Here is an 18,871-nt window from a genome sequence, read left to right on the forward strand (position 1 = left end):
TATTCAACTTCATCTGGTTATTTTTTAACTGGCTGAACATCAAGGTATTGCCAAACGGTATTGATCATTGGATGTGCTTTATAGCCTTGAACTTGTGGTTGCAACAGCCAATTGCGAATACGGGTACTATGAATAATCCAAGGGTTATCTGCCTCTATCTGCCGACTGATTTTTTCATAAAACGGCGTTCGTTGTTGTGGCGGTAAAGTTAACGCTTGCTGATACAGTGCATCATAAGCTTTGGATTGATAGCAACTTAAATTTCCTTTGCCTGAGTTCGGACCGTAAAGCAACTGAGCAAAATTTTCTCCTTCAGGAAAATCAGCAATCCATGCCCCACCCCAAATCATATGTTTACACTGCATGGCCTCTTTTAAATTATCGGCAAAATTACTGACCTTAAACTCAACTCGCACCCCAATAGCATCTAAGTTTTTCTTCCATAACTCAGAATGAATGACTGAGCTTGAGCTATTTTCAGTATTATATTTCAGCGTAAACGGCTGCCCGTTGGGTAAAGTTCGATAACCATCTTTGCCTTTCTTATAACCAAATCGATCCAGTAATTTATTGGCCAATAACGGGTTATAGGCAACACTACTTCTATATTGAGCATTGTGCCCTTGCACCCCATCTGGTACCAACATTTCAGCTCTAACCGCTTGACCTTTATAAAGTTGCTTAATCGCTTCCTGTTGGTTATATGCCAATGTAATGGCACGGCGTAGTGCTATTTTGTCTAGACTATAACCACCCACAATCGGATCTTTCATATTGAACATGGTATAGGTGATTTCAGGGTCTTTATTGGGAAAATGTTGAATGCCCTGTTGTTTAAGTTCTGGTTTTAATTGTGTGCCGTTTAAAGCCTGTGGAACCGCATTTGAGGTTAATTTGTCAAAATCCAATTGGCCTGACTTAAATGCCAACCACCTTGACTGTTCTTCCTCAATAATACTCACGACAACCTTACCGACTTGGGGCATTTTTTTGCCCGACATCTCTTTGACAAGTTGGTTATCCCATGCCGTTCCTGTCGATTTATAATTCCAAATAAAGCCACGATAGTCAGGGTTTGCCACCAGCTCAATTTTACTGCGCGGCACGTATTTACTCAGTTGATAAGCACCTGTACCTACAGGATGCTGCCCGATACGATCACCATAAAACTCAACAACTTCACGCGCTGTTCCGCTAAAAGTGACATAGGCCAAAATATAAGGAAAATTATAATCTGCACGGGTTAAGGTGAATTGTAGGGTGTATTTGTCTAAAGCTTTAAGCCCTGAAATAGGCGCATCGTAATTAAACTTGCCTATCTTTTTCGCATTGGCAACCACTTGCTCTAAGCCTTGAATTTTGCCATCAATAAAAGAATAGGTAGGCGAATGGTTTTTCGGATCACTCACACGTTGAATCGAATAAATATAATCTTGAGCAGTCAATTCACGTCGTTTGCCTTTGAACGCAGGATCATCGGTAAAATAAATGCCAGGCTGAATTTTAAAAGTATAGACCTTGCCCTCTTGTTCTATTTTTGGCAATGCTTGTGCCGTATTGGGCACCAATACCACGGGACGAGCCAGATAATCATATTTGAGTAAGGGTTCAAATATCGCCTCTGCAATATTTCCACTGTAGAAATTATAGGTTTTCACCATATCAAAACCATCATCTGGTGCTTCAAAAGCCAAATTCAGGATTTTATTTGGTTGTGCAGGCGTTTTCGCAATCGCCATTTCCCCACAACCCATTGCACCGACCAACAACGCAAATTGTAAAAGCTTGGATTCCAAATTCACACCTATGTATTTTTATTCATCAAATTATTTAAACAGAATACTGGCAGCACCATCATCCTGTCGATTGCTGCTTTGGTGCCGAACCAGAACGTTAAATTAACAATAGTGAAAAATTGAACGATATAACAGTATTAAATACAAAGCGAATATCATGCCACTACACTTACCCCTTCTAAATTTTGTTTATTTTTACCGTAATAAAATTACATTTATTCAATAATTATCTGTGATTGACATCCTATCGTCATCTTTAGTATCAATCTAAATATTAAATTTAGATATCGTTTATCAGAACTACTCATAATGCACAGTTTAAGTACACACACGTTCCAAAATTGATCACTTATTTTATCAAACACTATAAATAACAAATTAATCATTTGATTTAAAATAATTAATAGCAAAAATAAAGCCATAATTAATAGTTATACCACTCATTAAATATAGTTAAACTCTTTAATTAACAAATAAATATAAAGAAAAACTAAAACCTTTTGAGTGTTTTTTAACCACATCTTCATATTGTATTAACATTAATCAGGTCTATTTCCAAACTTATTTTTCTACTATCAAGTCACGGATGAATAAGGAGATTAAACACTAGTCACGTAAATTCTTATCATTTTTTTGTATATTTTTAAAACATATAATTAGATAGTTGGCACTTGAATTGCTAGAAAGCAATGCAGCAATATCGCTAAGTACAAAAAAAAATGGATGTCTGAAAATATGAAAGTAAACAAAAATGTTTGCACTTTGGGATCGCAAACGATGGGGAAAACGTTACTAAAATTAAGTACGCTTAGTCTAAGTATGATGTGCCTATCGCTAGCGCATGCAGCAGAAACTGAAGAAACAAAACAACCAACAAAAGTAGCCAAAGTCACCGTTACAGGGTCTTCAATTAAAGGGGTTGCAGCTCAAAGTGCTTCACCCATTACGATTATTAAAGGTGAAGATTTAGCCAAACAAGGGGTAACCACTGTCGAAGAAGCCTTGACCAAAGTCAGTTCAAACCAAGCTGGTTTTTCTACCTCTCAAAACATCGGGCGAAGTAATACCGAGGGTTCATCAGCCAATTTACGTGGTTTAGGAACAAATAAAACACTGGTCTTATTGAATGGTCGTCGTTTAGCTTATAGTCCGTTTAGTACATCAACCACCAACCTTAATATTATTCCAATGGCAATGGTTGAACGTATCGAAGTCCTTCGTGATGGTGCATCTGCGGTTTATGGTGCAGATGCAATTGGTGGTGTGGTCAATTTTATTACCAAAAAATCCTTTGAAGGCCTCAACATCAGTGTGGGTGCAACTCAGCCCGAAGCCAGTGGTGGTGATAAACAAGATATTTCCATCTTTGGGGGCTATGGTGATCTGGATGAACAAGGCTTTAACGTTTACGGTGTAGTCGATTATCGCAAAACCAACAATATTATGGCAAAAGACCGCAAGATCAGTCGCCGTGGTGGTGTGATCCCTGAACTCGGTCTAGATGCCAGTTCAATAAATGGATTCCCTGCAAATTTTCTTGATCCAAAAAATAATATTTTGGCAAATCCATATGGCAATACAAATTGTAATAACACGCCTAATGTCGTTGCAGATGGCGGATTATGTTATCTCAATACCCAAGCATTAATTGGGATTACCCCAGAAGTTGAAACAATTTCAGCGCTTGGTCGTGGAACCTTTAAACTTTCAGATAAATTTAATCTGATTGGAGAATATATCTTCTCGCGCAATGAGGTCACCACTTCAGTTGCACCCGATGTATATAGCCGTTCGGTCACCCTACCCTCGACAAGTCAATATTATCCTGGCAAAGGCATTGTCCCTGCAGTGAATGGACTCAGCGATGGAGATTTACAACTCTATCTGCGTTCACAAGGTGGAAATCGCTCAGGTAAAACAATCAATGATTCACATCGTGCATTTGCAGGAATTGAAGGTGAAGCCTATGGTTGGGATATCAATGCCGGTTTAACCTATGCAAAAAGTGAAGCAACAGATAGCTTTAATGCGGGTTATCTCAATCAAAGTAAGGTTCAGGCCGCTTTAAATAATGGTTCACTCAATCCATTTGGCCCTTCAGCCGATGCTAATATTTGGAAATCCTTTGAGGTTAAAGGAGATACCAATAAAGCCAGCTTAGACTCAACCTCATTTGATGTCACCGTATCTCGTCCAATCTATACACTACCCGCAGGTGAGGTTGGATTTGCCTTAGGCGGAAGTTTTACCAAACAAAATTGGGATCAAAAAATTAATGCTGAGATCGTCAGACAAGTACCTGGTAGTGGTACAGATCCAGATAAACCTGTGAGTAAAGGTGATCGAGATATCTCTGCGGTATTCACTGAATTACATATCCCGATTTTAGCCAATTTAGAAGCGCAACTTGCAGCACGCTATGATGACTATAGTGACTTTGGCGATACCTTCAATCCAAAAGTCGCTTTACGTTGGGAACCGTTAAAGCAATTGATGTTCCGCACCTCATACAGTACAGGTTTCCGTGCACCAAGCTTATACGAAATCAACTCACCACAGAGCCAAACCTACACTGGTCCAAAATACAATGACCCGGTACTCTGCCCAGATGGCGCCCCAACTGCACCACAATACCAAACAGAATGTAAAGTTCAATTTAAACGTATGCAAGGCGGAAATCCCGACTTAAAAGCTGAAGAGTCAACATCTTATACTGCTGGGCTTGTGTTTGAACCGATCAAAAATCTGGTATTTACAGCAGATTACTACAACATCAAAGTGGATAATTTGATCGATACGATTTCCGATTCAATTATTTTTGCTGACCCAAACAAATATTCAAGTTTATTTGTCCGTGATGCAGATGGACGGATCAAATATGTGAGTACCACTTTGATCAATATGGGTGGAATTAAAACTCAAGGGGTTGATTTAAGTTTGAACTATCTCACACCTGTGACTAAAACAGGGCGTTTTGGTTTTGGTATTGATGGGACCTATGTCATTAAATATGACAAACAAGAAGAGAAAGACGGTGAATGGATCAGCCGTGCAGGTAGCTATTATAACCAACAAGTCTATTCACGCTGGAAACATGTTGCCAATGTCAATTGGAGTTACGACAACTGGAAAATGATCTTTGAGCAACAGTTTAGTCGTGGTTATAAAGACTCAAATTCTATTGGTGAAGCCAAATATGACAACCATCGTGTCAGTGATTACATCCTGTATAACATTGCGGGCACTTATAGTGGATTCAAGAACTTAGAACTTACTGGTGGGATCAAAAATATCTTTGACCAAGATCCGCCTGCATCCAACGTGAAGGATAATTTCCAATATGGTTATGACTCCAGTTATGCAGACCCAACCGGTCGCGCATATTACGTCAGAGCAACTTACAAATTCTAATTAGGCATTTCGCAAACATGGTCTAGATCTAATCTAGTCACGGTGTTTGCGAAATTGATTCATTCACTTAGCCAAACAAAAGAATTGAACAGAATTTTTTTATCGTCTCTCTTTTACTATTTATTGTTTGTCTCTCATTTCAGGAGTAGCAATGGGCAAGAATTTTTCAGAATTAGAAAATAATTCTTCCAAACGCCTGATCGGGATTGGAGCAGTCATCTTACTGCATCTAATCATTCTCTATGGCTTGATTACAGGTTTATCCAAGACAGTTGAAAAACCAGCGGATGAACCTGTTGAATTACTGATTATTCAGGACAAAAAACCTGAACCAGAAAAACCTAAACCCATTGAAAAGCCACCAGAACTACCAAAGTTGGTGGAGAAAGTGTTGAAAACACCAGATCCAAAGCCGACTGAAAAACCAATGGAAAAACCGACACCAACACCAAAGCAGACGGCTACACCTACACCCACAGCAACGCCAAAAACCTCAGAGAGTCCTGAGCCAACACCGACGCCAAAACCTGAAACGACGCCAAAACCTGAACCAGCAAAACCCAAACCAGCAGGTGAAACACGCGGTGTATCGAGTGGAGAAGCGGGTTGTAAAACACCTGATTACCCACGTGAATCTTTACAAAACGAAGAGCAAGGTGAGGTTCTTATTTCGGTATTTGTGGGTAGTGATGGAAAGGTTAAAGAAGCCAAAGTAAAAAAATCGAGTGGGAGTAAAAGCTTAGACAAAGCTGCCTCGAAAGCTTTTAGCTTATGTAAGTTTAAACCTGCTTTAAAGAATGGTGAACCTCAAGATTCTTGGTATGACATACCTTATGAATTTGTACTGAATTAATCAATTAAATAAAAATTTGGAGATAAATGATGAATAAAACGCTGAAATCTATACGACTATTTGCTTCTGTTGGGATTTTAACTGTAAGCACCCTACTGCCTGTATCTAGTGTATTTGCAGAAGAAACCACTGCAACGCCTGCGACTGTAACGACGACCAATACAGCAACCAGTGAAACACATACACCACCACCTAAACCAGCAACAACACAAGCTGTTCACAACCCTTACGGTTTAGAAGCACTATGGCGCGAAGGTGATATTGTGGCTAAATCAACCTTATTTATCTTGGTCCTGATGTCGATTGGAACGTGGTACATCATGGTGACCAAGTTTATTCAGCAGGCAAAAATTAAGCGTCAAGGTAAAGAAGTTGAAGCCAAATTCTGGGATGCTGCATCAATTGACGGCGCTGCGGGAACGCTAGGCGAAGCAAGTGCTTATCGTTTTATTGCTGAAAAAGGCATTAACTCAACCAAAAAACATGGCGGAAACCTACTTGAGCGTATCGACTTTAATACTTGGGTCACAATGTCGATTCAACGTGCAATTGATAAAATTCAAAGTCATTTAAGTGGTGGTTTAGCATTTCTTGCAACCGTCGGTTCTACCGCACCATTCGTTGGTTTGTTCGGTACAGTTTGGGGAATCTATCATGCACTTACTGCAATTGGCATTTCGGGTCAGGCCTCTATTGATAAAGTTGCTGGACCTGTCGGCGAAGCACTGATCATGACTGCAATCGGTCTTGCTGTAGCCGTGCCTGCGGTACTTGGTTATAACTGGCTCACCCGCCGTAATAAAGCAGTATTGGATAATGTACGTACTTTTGGTTCTGACTTACATACTGTTTTACTCAGTGGTGAGATCAAAAACAGTGGTGATGCGAAATAAATGAGGTATCTATTATGAGCATGACAGTCAATTCAGGCAGTGACGAAGATGATGTAATTTCAGCGATTAATACCACACCTTTGGTGGATATTATGCTGGTTCTGCTGATTATATTTTTAATCACCGTCCCCGTTGCAATTCACACGGTTCCAGTCAAGTTGCCTGAGGAAAAAAATACACCTTATGTCACTAAGCCAATTAATGTGCAAATCGCCGTCAATAAAGCGGGAGATATTTTTTGGAACGAAAAGTATATCGCAGATAAAAATACACTGATCAATCGTTTAGAGGCTGAGGCAGCAAAACGCCCACAGCCAGAGGTACATATTCGTGGTGATCAAGTGACAAAATTTGAAGCGATTGATGAAGTCATTAGTGCTACTAAGCAAGCAGGTATCGGCAAAATCGCTTTTGTCACGACACCTGTTGCCGCACCATAATCGGGAGAAGGAACAGTTTATGGGTATGAATGTAGGTGCCAATAAAGACGATGATGATGTGATGTTAGATGTCAATATGACGCCACTTATTGATGTGATGTTGGTGTTGTTGATTATGTTTATTATCACCATCCCAATTCCAAATAATGCGATCAATATTGACTTGCCCAATGGCGCACCACCACCTACCAATGAGAAGCCACCTGAGCCAGTCACCTTACGTATTGACCCTCAAGGTAAAATCTTTTGGAATGATCAAGCTGTTGAAAATAAACAAGCGCTAGAAGTTTTATTTGCGGGTGTTGCACAGAAATCAGATCAAGATCCGATTAAAGTGCAGCCCGATAAACTGACTGAATATAAGGATGTGGCAATGGTGATGGCAGCCGCGCAACGATTAAATGTTAAAAAAATCGGAATTGCAGCAAGCCAATAATATTTAAGGGATGAACAAAGCTGCACAGTGCAATCGACTTGCAGCTTTGAGTCCTTGATATGCAATCTTTCGGGACGATTTATTCATAGTGCAACATTATAAAGAACACAACACTCGATATATTTGGCATTCACTCACACTTAAAAAAGCCAGCATCTGCTGGCTGATCATCGACATAGAATCAATTAGGTGATTTTAAATGCCAAAGAAATGGCTTGATCTTGTTGTTCAGGATCAGGCCATTTTTGTGAAACAGATTTTAACTTAGTATAGAAACGAGCGGCATCTGGACCATATAAATGCGACTCACCAAATTTTGAACGTCGCAAACCACCAAAGTTAAAATAACTCACTGGGAGTGGTACAGGCACATTAACACCAATCATGCCCGACTCAACTTCCATAAAGAAGCGATGTGCTGACTTTCCATCACGGGTAAAAATCACCGAACCATTGCCATATTCATGGCTATTGGTCACAGCAATTGCCTCATCTAAACTATTGACGCGTAAAATTCCTCGCGCTGGGCCAAAAACCTCTTGTTGATAAAAATCCATATCCATAGATAAATAATCAAATAAAGTTGGTCCGATATAATAGCCATTGGCATACTCTGGATGTTTAAAATCACGACCATCCACCACCAACTCAGCACCATCTGCAATACATTGATCAATTGCCTTTAAAACAGATTGTTGCGATTGCGCACTAATCACCGCACCAAAATCTGCAGTCGGATCATTGTATGCGCCAACTTTCAATGCTTTGATTTTTTCTACGATACGTTGGCGTAAGTGATCTGCCGTTTCAGCACCTACGGGAATCAACAATGATACCGCCATACAACGCTGACTGGCTGAACCAAAACCTGCTGAAACAAAGGCATTTGCAGCCGCTTCAAGATCGGCATCAGGCATTACCACCATGTGATTTTTCCCGCCTGTAAATGCTGCAACACGTTTGTTATGTGAGGTGCCTTTTTGGTAAACATATTCACCAATCTGTGTAGAACCCACAAAGCTCACAGCTGCGATTTCAGGATGTTCAAGTAATGCATCGACTGCTGTTTTATCCCCTTGTACAACATTAAATACATCGTCTGGAAGACCCGCTTCTTTCCATAACTCTGCAAAAAATAATGCAGCCGAAGGCACTTTTTCAGACGGTTTCCAAACTATTGAATTCCCCACAGAAACAGCCATGGCCATCATGACAGCAGGAATCATGATGGGAAAATTAAACGGGGTAATACAGCCCACCACACCCACAGGAACCCGTACAGAAAACACATCGATGTCGCCAGCAACATTACGTGCATATTCACCCTTTGTAATCTGCGGTGCATTACAGGCAAATTCAATTCCTTCAATCGCACGGCCAATTTCACCGATTGCATCGGCAATGGTTTTGCCATGTTCACGACCAATGATTTCTGCTAATTCAGCTGTTTTGGCAATCATTAATTCACGTAATTTAAACAGAACTTGCAAGCGTGTAGCATGTGAAGCTTTTGCCCATTTTTTTGCATTTGCTGATGTCGCGGCTTTCACGGCAGTATCAATCACGGTTGCATCGCCATAAGCACAACGCGCAATTTCTTCACCTGTAGAGGGATTAAATACTGGGCCTGAATGTTGAGTTTCTGTGATATGACGGCCTGAAATATAATGTCCGATCAAAGTGTTCATCCTGATTTTTCCTTCACGCTGATACTGAAACTAAATTAAAAATGCTACTGAAGTCGGTCTTTCCATGACCGTTTTGGCGAGAAAGCCCCATATTCCCAAGACTGATAAAGGAAATATTCATATTCATTCCTGAAAATTAAGCGTGGTAAATTGAATGATTGATTGTAATGCTGTGCTTTGAATCACTGCTTTTCATTAAACAGACAATTTGCTTTTCACTGATTTACGTTGTCTCGCGGGGCTAAGATCATCACGCTTCATAAAGAAGCTACAGAAGATTGCGAAAATCGCCATGCTCATGATGTAGGTAATAATCAAATGCGGGCTACCATTACCAATACTCAGTAGTTTGGTGGCGATCAATGGTGCGAGTCCACCGCCTAATACACCTGCGAATTGAACTGAAATCGAGATGCCACTGTAGCGAATTTCGGCAGGAAACTGTCGAGCAAATAACTGAGACTGTGGCGCATACATGATCGGAAACACTACGCCGATTGCTAAAACAATTGCGGTCCATACCAAGACTGGGTCCTTGGTATCCAACATGCTAAAGAATGGATAGCAATACAATGCAAGGACCACTAGACCAAACATAAACATATTACGCTGCCCAACTTTGTCGGATAGATGTCCACACAATGGTGTCATCACCATGATTAAGCCTGCACCACAAATCGTTGCAAACAAAATGTCTTGGCGAGGAATACCCAACTTGGTTGTGGTATAGGCTAAGGCAAAAGTTGAAGCAATATAGAACCATGCATTTTCAGCAGCACGGGCAAAGATAATCGTGAGTAATTCGCGCGGATGATTTTTAAAGACCTGCATTGCTGGAACTTTAACTTCTTGTGCTTGTTGTTTTACTTTTTCAAAATCGGGTGACTCAGGCACTTTGACACGGATATACCAACCCACACCTAATAATAAAATGCTGGCAAGGAAAGGCAGACGCCAGCCCCAACTAAATAAACTTGCTTCGGGTAAAAGTGAAACCAAACCCAATGCGATAGAGGCCAACATTAAACCACCACCAGCACTTGCTTGAGGTAAACTTCCCCAAAAGCCTTTACCGCCTTCAGGAGCATGCTCTACAGCCATCAACACGGCACCACCCCACTCGCCGCCCATTGCCATACCTTGAATAAAACGCAAAATCACCAGAAAAAATGTCGCCCAATATCCAATACTTTCGTAGGTTGGCAATAGGCCAATTAAAACGGTAGGAATCCCCATCATAATCAGCGTGGTTAGCAGCATGGTTTTCCGACCAATTTTGTCCCCAAAATGACCAAAGATAATGCCTCCCAACGGACGTCCAATAAAGCCAACAGCGTATGTGGCAAACGCGGCCAATACACCTGTTAATGGATCAAGATTGGGGAAAAACAGTTTATTGAAAATTAATGCTGCGGCTGCACCGTAAATAAAAAAGTCGTACCACTCGATTGTCGTTCCGACCATGCTGGAGATACCCGCCAGACGGTGTGAAGACTTTTTCGGTTGTTGAGGACCTGATCCTTGTATATGCTCCATCGCTACCTCGCCCAATTCTTAGTATTGTCATCCATTCACCACCTTAGAGATAATCCATCCTGATTATATTTATTAAGGTGATCTAATTCTTTTTACACAAATAACTTAAAATAAGAAGCCAAGATTAATATTGATTTATCCTGATAAAAAATTCTAAATAACATGAGTGCTTCTCATCATCAATGTGAATCAATTGCTTTTTTCAGTCAACACCCTTAATTACTTAAGTAGTTTTTAAAATTCAATAAATAAATTAAATACAATTACTTATGAAAAAACATACCAATATAGACTAAAGTTAAATATAAAAAATGTGATCCATTACAAACTATTCAAAATGCTAAGTTTATATGTATAACAACACAAAAATAATCTATTTAATTTTCATCATATTATAAAAAATCAACGATCGAATACTTGTTATTTCTCGCTATCACGTTATATTCATTATTATACTAAGTAAGGATGCTTATTATGAACTATAATAAAATCGCATTTGATTTTAGCCCTGCACCGATTGTTGTATTAAGTTATCGACACATGATGGAAATGAATGCTGCATTTGCCAATCTATTTGGCTATGAGCGTGGTGAATTAATTGAGCAATCCATAGTCAAAATTTTTCCTAGCCTTGAAGATTATGAAAAGGTCGGGAATGATGCATTGCAAAGCTTATTGTTAAAAAAAAGCCATTACTATTCTGATCAGCGCTTTATGCAGCATAAAAATGGCGAAATCTTTTGGACACATACCCATGGGCAAACCTTAACACCTGAAGATCCCTTTAAATTGATGGTCTGGCATTTTGAACGTAAAGATCAGGTGCTGTCTTCTAAGCAAAAATTGACCAAACGTGAATCAGAAATTACCCAATTGATTGTCAATGGATTTACCTGTAAAGAAATTGCACGAAAATTAGAGCTGTCGCATCGGACCATAGAAGTACATAAAGCAAATTTAATGAAAAAGTTGGGCGTTCGCTCCAAAGCAGAACTAACCTCAAAAATTATTATTCGAGAAAAATGATATAGACAAAAAAATGATCACAGTTGAATTGCTGTGATCATTGATGAACCTCAAAAAAATTAAGCTTTTTTCACAAATTCTGACTTTAACTTCATGGGACCAATACCATCAATTTTACAATCAATATCATGCCCATCATTACTGTCTACCAGTAAACGAATACTTTTGACTTTGGTTCCTACCTTAACTACTGCAGAAGAACCTTTAATTTTTAAGTATTTAATCACTGTCACTGAATCGCCATCTGCCAAGATATTGCCAACAGCATCTTTAATCGTCACGCTGTCATCTGCTGTTACTTGCTCGCCATCTTTCCATTCATAACTACATTCTGGGCAAATCAATAAATCGCTATCTTGATAGGTATATTCTGAATTACATTTTGGACAATGTGGCAAAGACATAATAAGCTCAACTTCGGTTCAAATCACAATCATAGCATTTTAAGATTTTTCATCAACTTAAAAACCATAATAAATATAAGGAATAATTTAAAATCAACCGCGATCAATAAAACTAGGCTTTATGATTTAGAACATCCAACAAAACACTGACATGATTTCGCCCTTGATTTTTGGCCGCCGTTAATAAGGTTATAGGACCTTGTGCTATAAGTTTCCGCAGCTCTTCTAATTGTACTGTAACCTGTGATAATTCAACGCGATAACGTTGTTGAAACTCATCCCAACGGTTTTCGCTATCCTCGTGATACCATTTTCTGAGTTCATTGGACGGGGTAATTTCTTTCGGCCATAAGTCAATCTTAGCATCATCTTTTTTAATACCACGTGGCCACAAACGATCAACCAAAATTCGTTGACCATCTGTTTCTGAAACCGCATCATAAATTCGTTTGCTATAAATCGTCATTGTTATTCCGAACCGAAGTTATTCTAAAATTATTCCAAATGATGAGAAATATGGTTGTGTAAAGTGACAATGTGGGAATAAAAACACATTGTCCCCCATCACAGCTTAGCCTGCAAACATAGGCGAGGCTTGGTGCTTACTCAGGCAATCAATGATTGAATTGTATTGCCCGTTTAATGGATGATAGATGAATGATATAAATACCAAAGCAGATCTATAGCGATAGTTTATAGGTCACTCACGCGAGTTTATTGATCTGGAATTGTTGGATTGACCAAGAGACCAAGTAATTGCAAAGACTCTTGCCATCCCAAATAACAAGCCTCAACAGGAATCACTTTCGGGATACCTGACTGGGTAATATTGACTTCCGTTCCGACAAGCACACCTTTTATTTCAATGATTACTTCAATTTCGCCAGCGAGCTCAGGATTATCAAATCGATCAAAATATCGTATGCGTTGGTTGGGAATCAGCTCCGCATAAGTTCCACCAAATGAATGGATTGTACCTGTAGAGAAATTGGTAAATGACATTCGATAAGAACCACCAACCGTAGCATCCATTTGATGAAGTTTTGCTGTAAAACCATGCGGAGGCATCCACTTTACAATTGCATCTGGGTCTAAGAAAGCTTTATAGACTCGCTCTGGTGGTGCACTAAAAACGCGATGCAACTTTACCGTATTACTCATACTCATATCCTTGACTATTATTGTTGTTGACAAGCAAGTTTAGCGCTGTACAAAGCTTTCATTTGTATGGTTTGAGTAGTCTGAAACTTAAAAAAAAGCATATCAACAAGGATATGCTTTTAAAACAATATGCGTCGTCTAAAGACCATTATTCTTCATCGTCTTCATCATCAAATATATAGGTTGTACATCCCCAACCATCATATTCACCTTCAAACTGCTCAGCAATTTTACTAAACCATTGCTCTAAATCAACAACATCTTCGTAGTCTGGAATCAGATGAACATAAACCGTAATCACCCATTCATTAGGCTGCACTTCTTCATCCAAATACAGCGAAATTTTTTGCTCTTCGTGTAAAAGATAGATTGCACATTTTTCAGCAAGTTCTTGTGTTTTAAAATACACAGAAAACTCGATTTCATGTACCTCTTCTAAATCATCACCATCTTCGTGCATTTGCCAAAGTAGATTACCGTTATCATCTTCTGGGAATTTTTCAAAATCACGAGTCATGGCCAAGCCCTCTTTTAAGGTTATAAATATTATGACTTTTACAATAGCAAAGTTTTATGACAGTTTTAAAATATTGCCTATTCGCACACAAATTACTACTTTTATTTGGCATCAATTTGTAATAAAAATTGAATTAATTCTATGATTAGGGTCTGTTGTTGATCAATATTCATTGATGATTAAACCAATAATGAAAGGTGCATGATGCCAAACTTTAACCCACAACAACGACAAGAAATTCTGTTACTGATTCAACAAGGTCGTAAAGTTGAAGCAGTTAAATGGGTCAAAGACCACTCAGATTTAGGTTTAAAAGAAGCCAAGGATTATGTAGAAAATCTGACAGAAAACGCATACAACTTCGCATTTGCAGATACAGCTCAAAGTGATAGTTCCCGTGATATACACTTGCAAATTCCTCAACAAGACATCCTTTCCCTAATCCAACAAAATCGTAAAATTGAAGCGATTAAACTGGTCATGGAAAATTCAAACCTTGGGCTAAAAGATGCCAAAGACTTTGTAGAACAGCTCACTGAAAATCCCAATTTAGCAATCAATCAGTTTCAGTTCGATGATGATTTTTATGACAGTCAGCATCCTCGCTATAAGGCAATTCAGTCAAATTTTGAAACTGGTGAAATCTATGTGTTATATCAAGATCATCAAAAAGTGTTGATTGATGAGCATCATCCTGACTGGGATGAAATTATGCGTCATTTTACACAAGGTGAAACATATGATTCGGCTGCTGCCTATATTGCTGCGATGAAAGCCAAAGCACGTGATAGTGCTGTCAATTCGACACGCAATGTTCAGTCAATTCCCCGCCCATCCAGCGTGACAACACAACCTGTCGGTATTGAAGATCAAACCAAGAAAAAAGGCTTACCTATTGTTATGCTTGTTGTTATTGCGATTGTTGCTGTGATTGCCTATCAATTTTTTATCAAGCAATAAGATGCAACACCGCGATAAAATTTAACACGGCAATAAAATTGAATGTACAATGCAGGATGATTAATAAAGTTTAAAACAGTCAAAAGAAAGCCATTCAACTAAACGCCATTGCTCTCATCATTTAAATTATTCGAGATGCGTATGTACCAATTGAATCAAACACAATTACAAACATTGCTTGATCTGCTTGAACACCATCAAACAGAACAGGCTGAACAATTCCTTATTGCACACCTTCAGCTAGATCCAACCGCAGCAAAAAATTTAGTCCGCATCCTGCATGAATCACCAGATGCGCTTCAGGCTTTTAAAGCAAACCCTCAAATTTTATCGGGAGAAATACCGAATATAAAAAATGAAAGCAAATCTTTTGAATTCAACTTTTCATCTAGTACGGTGAAAATGACCAATCAGGATGGTAAGACCATTGAAATCAATGATCAACATCCCGACTGGCAAGAGATCAAAAAACAATTCCAAATCGATTTGACTCAACCAGATGCTTTATCCAAATTTGCCGAAAACTTTATGCAAGGAGAGACGCAAAATACCTCATCACAAGCAAAGTCTTCATCTTATGATTCAACAAGCCCTACTCACGCTTCGGTTCAAACCTCAGGGGTGGAAGACTTGAGTCATCAGAATAAGTCCAGCAGCATGCTGTTATTGATTGGGTTTCTTGTTTTGATTGGGATTGCAGCCTTTTACTATTTTAAAACATGATTGAGCAGTATAAAAATTAACTCAGCTCAATAATATCAATGGTTGGTGGTACTCTAAACCGAAAAGGCACACCCACCATACCGGTACCGACACTGACAAATACATCGGCATTTTCATGCTGATACAAGCCTCGTTTATGACCGAGAATAGAAACTTTTTTCATCACATAACTGGTCAACCACGGCAATTCAACTTGCCCACCATGAGTATGTCCAGACAGCATCAACGGACGTGTAGGCAACTGTGGCACCATATCTACCGTATCGGGGTTATGTGACAAAATTAACCACGGTTTGTCTTGAGGTAAATCGGGCATATAACGCATATCCGCCTTGCCTGCCCATAAGTCCCCGACACCGATTAAGCGAAAATCATCAAATTCAACAATTTTACCTTCAATATCCATGACGTTATTGGCCTCTAAGGCACTGGCCAATAAGGCTTGAATCGGTGGTCCTGGATACTGCTCATCATGATTACCATTTACTGAATAAACCGGAGCTTCGATCTGTTTTAAAATCGCCAGTTCTTCAACCAATTTATTTTCAGGTTCATAGGTCCAATCCCCTGCAACCACGACAAAATCGGGTTGAGCCAAATTAATTTTTTTGACAATTGTTTTAAGCTGACGCTCATGTCCAGAAAACAGACCAATGTGTAAATCTGCAAGCAACGCAACTTTAATCGGTTGAGTAAAGCTTTTCTCCTGCCCCAACGAATATTGTATATGCTGAACATGAACCCGATGTGGTTCAATAAAACGTGCATAAATCAGCAATGCACTGAGCAAGAAAATAAAAATACTTTCATGTAATGAGAATTTTCCGATATATCCTGCATAAATGCTAAAAAATAACAACGGAATTAATAAATAAGACAGGTAGAATGCCAGTAAATGGACGAAAGACTTAAAAGGATGGATCGTTTCAGTTCTAGATTGACTTAACCAAGCTTGGCTTACTCCCCATATCGCAAGCACAATGAAGCAGAGATAAAAAATTGATGTAACAGTTAGGGTTGGAAACATATTTAATCTCGCAAGTCGCTTGTACTTGTCATCTCTTTATTTATCTTTTGAAAAGGCTACATTGGCATTTCATAAATGGATTGCATTTCGGCAAACATCGACGAATTGTCAATATATCCTCAGGCAATTATACTCTAGCTCTGAGAAATCTTAGAAAATATTATGCAAAGAACGATCAATCGTAATACCCAATTACAGCAAAAAGCTCACAATCACCATGCTTCAAAATATTGGGTGATGATCGGTTCTTGCCTATTACTCAGCCTTTCTGCCTGCTCAACCCTACCCCGACAAGAAAATATTAAACCCGAATATGCCTACGATATAGACACCAAAGACACCCCTTTGGCGCAAATTATTTCTCCATTAAAAGCGCAAAACCCTGAGTTAACCGGTTATCACGTTCTTTATGATCCGCTGGAAGCAATCGCAGCACGCATCAATTTAATTGAAAAAGCACAAAAAACGTTAGATTTGCAATATTACATTTGGGACAATGACAAAATTGGCTCATTGGCTTTATACAAAATTATTGAAGCCGCAGATCGCGGTGTTAAAGTTCGTTTACTGATTGATGATAATAATGCTAAACAAATGGAAGGGGTTTATCTCGCCTTAGATCAACACCCAAACATTGAAGTAAAACTATTTAACCCTTACCGTTTTAGAAGTATTCGTCCCATCGACATGGTGCTGGATTTAAAACGTATCAATCGTCGCATGCATAACAAGACCTTTACTGCTGACAATCAAATTTCATTAATTGGCGGACGTAATATGAGTAATCAATATTATAACGTCAGTGACAATTACCAATTTTCAGATGTAGATGTCATGCTGGTGGGTCAAGCGGTAGATGATATTACCCACTCCTTTGACGAATACTGGAATCATAGCTACGCTTATCCGGTGAGAAATATTGTCAATCACAGTACCTACACCTTACGTTATGACAGCCTAAAAGAACAATTAACCCATCATTACCAAGAAATTACGGTTCAAAATTATTTGAATTTAAGTAATCGCACCCATGCTTTTGATCAGTGGCTCAATCAGAATATTCAACTGGATTGGGTCAAAGCAGAGGTGGTCAAAGATGCTCCTGATAAAATTCAGGCCAAGGCCAAAAAAGAACAGCATCTTAACTTCCAAATGGTGAAGCGCTTAGATATCCCGACTCAAAATGTCGATCTGATTTCTGCTTATTTTGTTCCGCAAAAAAAAGGCGCAAAGAAACTGGTTGAGTTGGCAGATGAGGGCGTTAAAGTACGTGTCCTGACCAACTCATTTAAAGCCAATGATGTCGCATTGGTGCATGCATTTTATGCAAAATATCGAGATAACTTATTAAAAAATGGGGTCGAGCTTTATGAGTTTCTGCCTGCCGTTTCTGAGGAAAATCTCTATGCCAATTCAGAAGAAATCTCAAAGAAAGCCAAAGTTAGCTTAAAAGGTTTAAGCCGTTCTAGCTTGCATGCCAAACTGATGGCTGTGGATAATAAGCAAGTGTTTATTGGCTCATTTAATTTCGACCCGCGTTCAGCCAACTTAAATACTGAAATTGGGGTCATTATCAACAGTCCGCCGTTGGCGATTGCCGTACATAAAACTATGGACGATAATTTAAAAAAATATGCTTATAAGCTGGTTTTAGATTCACAGAATAAAATCAATTGGCTCAAAGAAACGCCTCAAGGCATTGTCACTTTAAGAAAAGAGCCAAAAATGAAGTGGTGGCAAAAAGCAGGAATTAAGGTGATTTCTTGGTTGCCGATTGAGGGCTTTATGTAATTCTGAATAATTTCACATATATGGTATAAGCACTGAATAAGCAAAGTAAGACCACTCATGAAAATTTGCATAATACAAGGTGTTTTCACTGCCTTATATTTTGAGAAAAGTTTAGATCGATTTGCGTAGGCGATGCTCTACTTTTCTCGGGCAATGCCAAAACTTGCGCTGCAAACAAAGCCGTGCTTTGTTTTTGCTCATGTTGTTCA

General features: G+C 39.0%; 17 protein-coding genes. 9 read left to right on the forward strand and 8 right to left on the reverse strand.

The window, feature by feature from the left end; genetic code table 11:
- Positions 1 to 17 precede the first annotated feature (17 nt).
- Entirely contained in the window at positions 18 to 1,808 is a 1,791-nt protein-coding gene (locus tag F981_RS14830; RefSeq protein WP_409360507.1) for an ABC transporter substrate-binding protein, read from the reverse strand.
- Between the two features lie 723 nt (positions 1,809 to 2,531).
- On the opposite strand from F981_RS14830, the gene F981_RS14835 reads away from it, so the two are divergent.
- The 5 genes from F981_RS14835 (at position 2,532) to F981_RS14855 (ending at position 7,829) form a co-directional block, all read left to right on the forward strand.
- Positions 2,532 to 5,207, forward strand: a complete 2,676-nt coding sequence (locus F981_RS14835) for a TonB-dependent receptor (protein ID WP_212749878.1) — start codon at positions 2,532 to 2,534, stop codon at positions 5,205 to 5,207.
- A 151-nt stretch (positions 5,208 to 5,358) separates the two neighbouring features.
- The gene (locus tag F981_RS14840) at positions 5,359 to 6,060 is read left to right on the forward strand and encodes an energy transducer TonB (RefSeq protein WP_004722898.1); all 702 of its coding nucleotides are present in this window, start codon (positions 5,359 to 5,361) and stop codon (positions 6,058 to 6,060) included.
- A 29-nt stretch (positions 6,061 to 6,089) separates the two neighbouring features.
- Positions 6,090 to 6,953, forward strand: a complete 864-nt coding sequence (locus tag F981_RS14845) for a MotA/TolQ/ExbB proton channel family protein (RefSeq protein ID WP_004722899.1) — start codon at positions 6,090 to 6,092, stop codon at positions 6,951 to 6,953.
- A gap of 14 nt (positions 6,954 to 6,967) precedes the next feature.
- The gene (locus F981_RS14850; RefSeq protein WP_004722900.1) at positions 6,968 to 7,393 is read left to right on the forward strand and encodes an ExbD/TolR family protein; all 426 of its coding nucleotides are present in this window, start codon (positions 6,968 to 6,970) and stop codon (positions 7,391 to 7,393) included.
- A 19-nt stretch (positions 7,394 to 7,412) separates the two neighbouring features.
- On the forward strand, positions 7,413 to 7,829 hold the full coding sequence (locus F981_RS14855) for an ExbD/TolR family protein (RefSeq protein WP_004722903.1): 417 nt from the start codon (positions 7,413 to 7,415) through the stop codon (positions 7,827 to 7,829).
- 185 nt (positions 7,830 to 8,014) lie between these two features.
- Here the strand turns inward: F981_RS14855 and F981_RS14860 are convergent, their stop codons facing one another.
- Complete coding sequence (locus tag F981_RS14860) at positions 8,015 to 9,517, reverse strand: CoA-acylating methylmalonate-semialdehyde dehydrogenase (RefSeq protein ID WP_004722906.1); 1,503 nt, start codon at positions 9,515 to 9,517, stop codon at positions 8,015 to 8,017.
- 195 nt (positions 9,518 to 9,712) lie between these two features.
- Entirely contained in the window at positions 9,713 to 11,053 is a 1,341-nt protein-coding gene (locus F981_RS14865; protein ID WP_004722907.1) for an MFS transporter, read from the reverse strand.
- Positions 11,054 to 11,527: 474 nt separating this feature from the next.
- Between F981_RS14865 and F981_RS14870 the strand changes: the two genes are divergently transcribed.
- On the forward strand, positions 11,528 to 12,079 hold the full coding sequence (locus tag F981_RS14870) for a LuxR C-terminal-related transcriptional regulator (protein WP_004722910.1): 552 nt from the start codon (positions 11,528 to 11,530) through the stop codon (positions 12,077 to 12,079).
- Between the two features lie 59 nt (positions 12,080 to 12,138).
- Here F981_RS14870 and F981_RS14875 read toward each other — a convergent pair whose 3' ends face one another.
- The 4 genes from F981_RS14875 to F981_RS14890 all read right to left on the reverse strand — a co-directional run bounded on the left by F981_RS14875 (position 12,139) and on the right by F981_RS14890 (position 14,161).
- Entirely contained in the window at positions 12,139 to 12,483 is a 345-nt protein-coding gene (locus tag F981_RS14875) for a zinc ribbon domain-containing protein YjdM (RefSeq protein WP_004722912.1), read from the reverse strand.
- Positions 12,484 to 12,595: 112 nt separating this feature from the next.
- Positions 12,596 to 12,949 carry a DUF488 domain-containing protein gene (locus tag F981_RS14880; protein WP_004722913.1) on the reverse strand — a complete coding sequence of 118 codons (354 nt, stop codon included), beginning with the start codon at positions 12,947 to 12,949 and terminating at the stop codon, positions 12,596 to 12,598.
- 248 nt (positions 12,950 to 13,197) lie between these two features.
- Positions 13,198 to 13,644: an SRPBCC family protein gene (locus F981_RS14885; RefSeq protein ID WP_004722915.1), complete on the reverse strand. Its 447-nt coding sequence runs from the start codon at positions 13,642 to 13,644 to the stop codon at positions 13,198 to 13,200.
- A 148-nt stretch (positions 13,645 to 13,792) separates the two neighbouring features.
- Positions 13,793 to 14,161, reverse strand: coding sequence for a ribonuclease E inhibitor RraB (locus tag F981_RS14890; protein ID WP_004722917.1), 369 nt, complete (start codon positions 14,159 to 14,161; stop codon positions 13,793 to 13,795).
- A gap of 201 nt (positions 14,162 to 14,362) precedes the next feature.
- On the opposite strand from F981_RS14890, the gene F981_RS14895 reads away from it, so the two are divergent.
- Both F981_RS14895 and F981_RS14900 read left to right on the forward strand, forming a co-directional pair.
- Entirely contained in the window at positions 14,363 to 15,121 is a 759-nt protein-coding gene (locus F981_RS14895; protein ID WP_228129032.1) for a ribosomal protein L7/L12, read from the forward strand.
- A gap of 141 nt (positions 15,122 to 15,262) precedes the next feature.
- A complete protein-coding gene (locus tag F981_RS14900; protein ID WP_004722924.1) occupies positions 15,263 to 15,844 on the forward strand; it encodes a hypothetical protein in 582 nt (193 codons plus the stop codon).
- A gap of 16 nt (positions 15,845 to 15,860) precedes the next feature.
- Here the strand turns inward: F981_RS14900 and F981_RS14905 are convergent, their stop codons facing one another.
- Positions 15,861 to 16,871, reverse strand: a complete 1,011-nt coding sequence (locus tag F981_RS14905) for a metallophosphoesterase (protein WP_004722925.1) — start codon at positions 16,869 to 16,871, stop codon at positions 15,861 to 15,863.
- 162 nt (positions 16,872 to 17,033) lie between these two features.
- Here F981_RS14905 and F981_RS14910 point away from each other — a divergent pair, with 162 nt between their 5' ends.
- Complete coding sequence (locus F981_RS14910) at positions 17,034 to 18,662, forward strand: phospholipase D family protein (protein ID WP_004722927.1); 1,629 nt, start codon at positions 17,034 to 17,036, stop codon at positions 18,660 to 18,662.
- Positions 18,663 to 18,871 lie beyond the last annotated feature (209 nt).

Source organism: Acinetobacter guillouiae CIP 63.46, assembly GCF_000368145.1.
Classification (GTDB): Bacteria; Pseudomonadota; Gammaproteobacteria; order Pseudomonadales; family Moraxellaceae; genus Acinetobacter; species Acinetobacter guillouiae.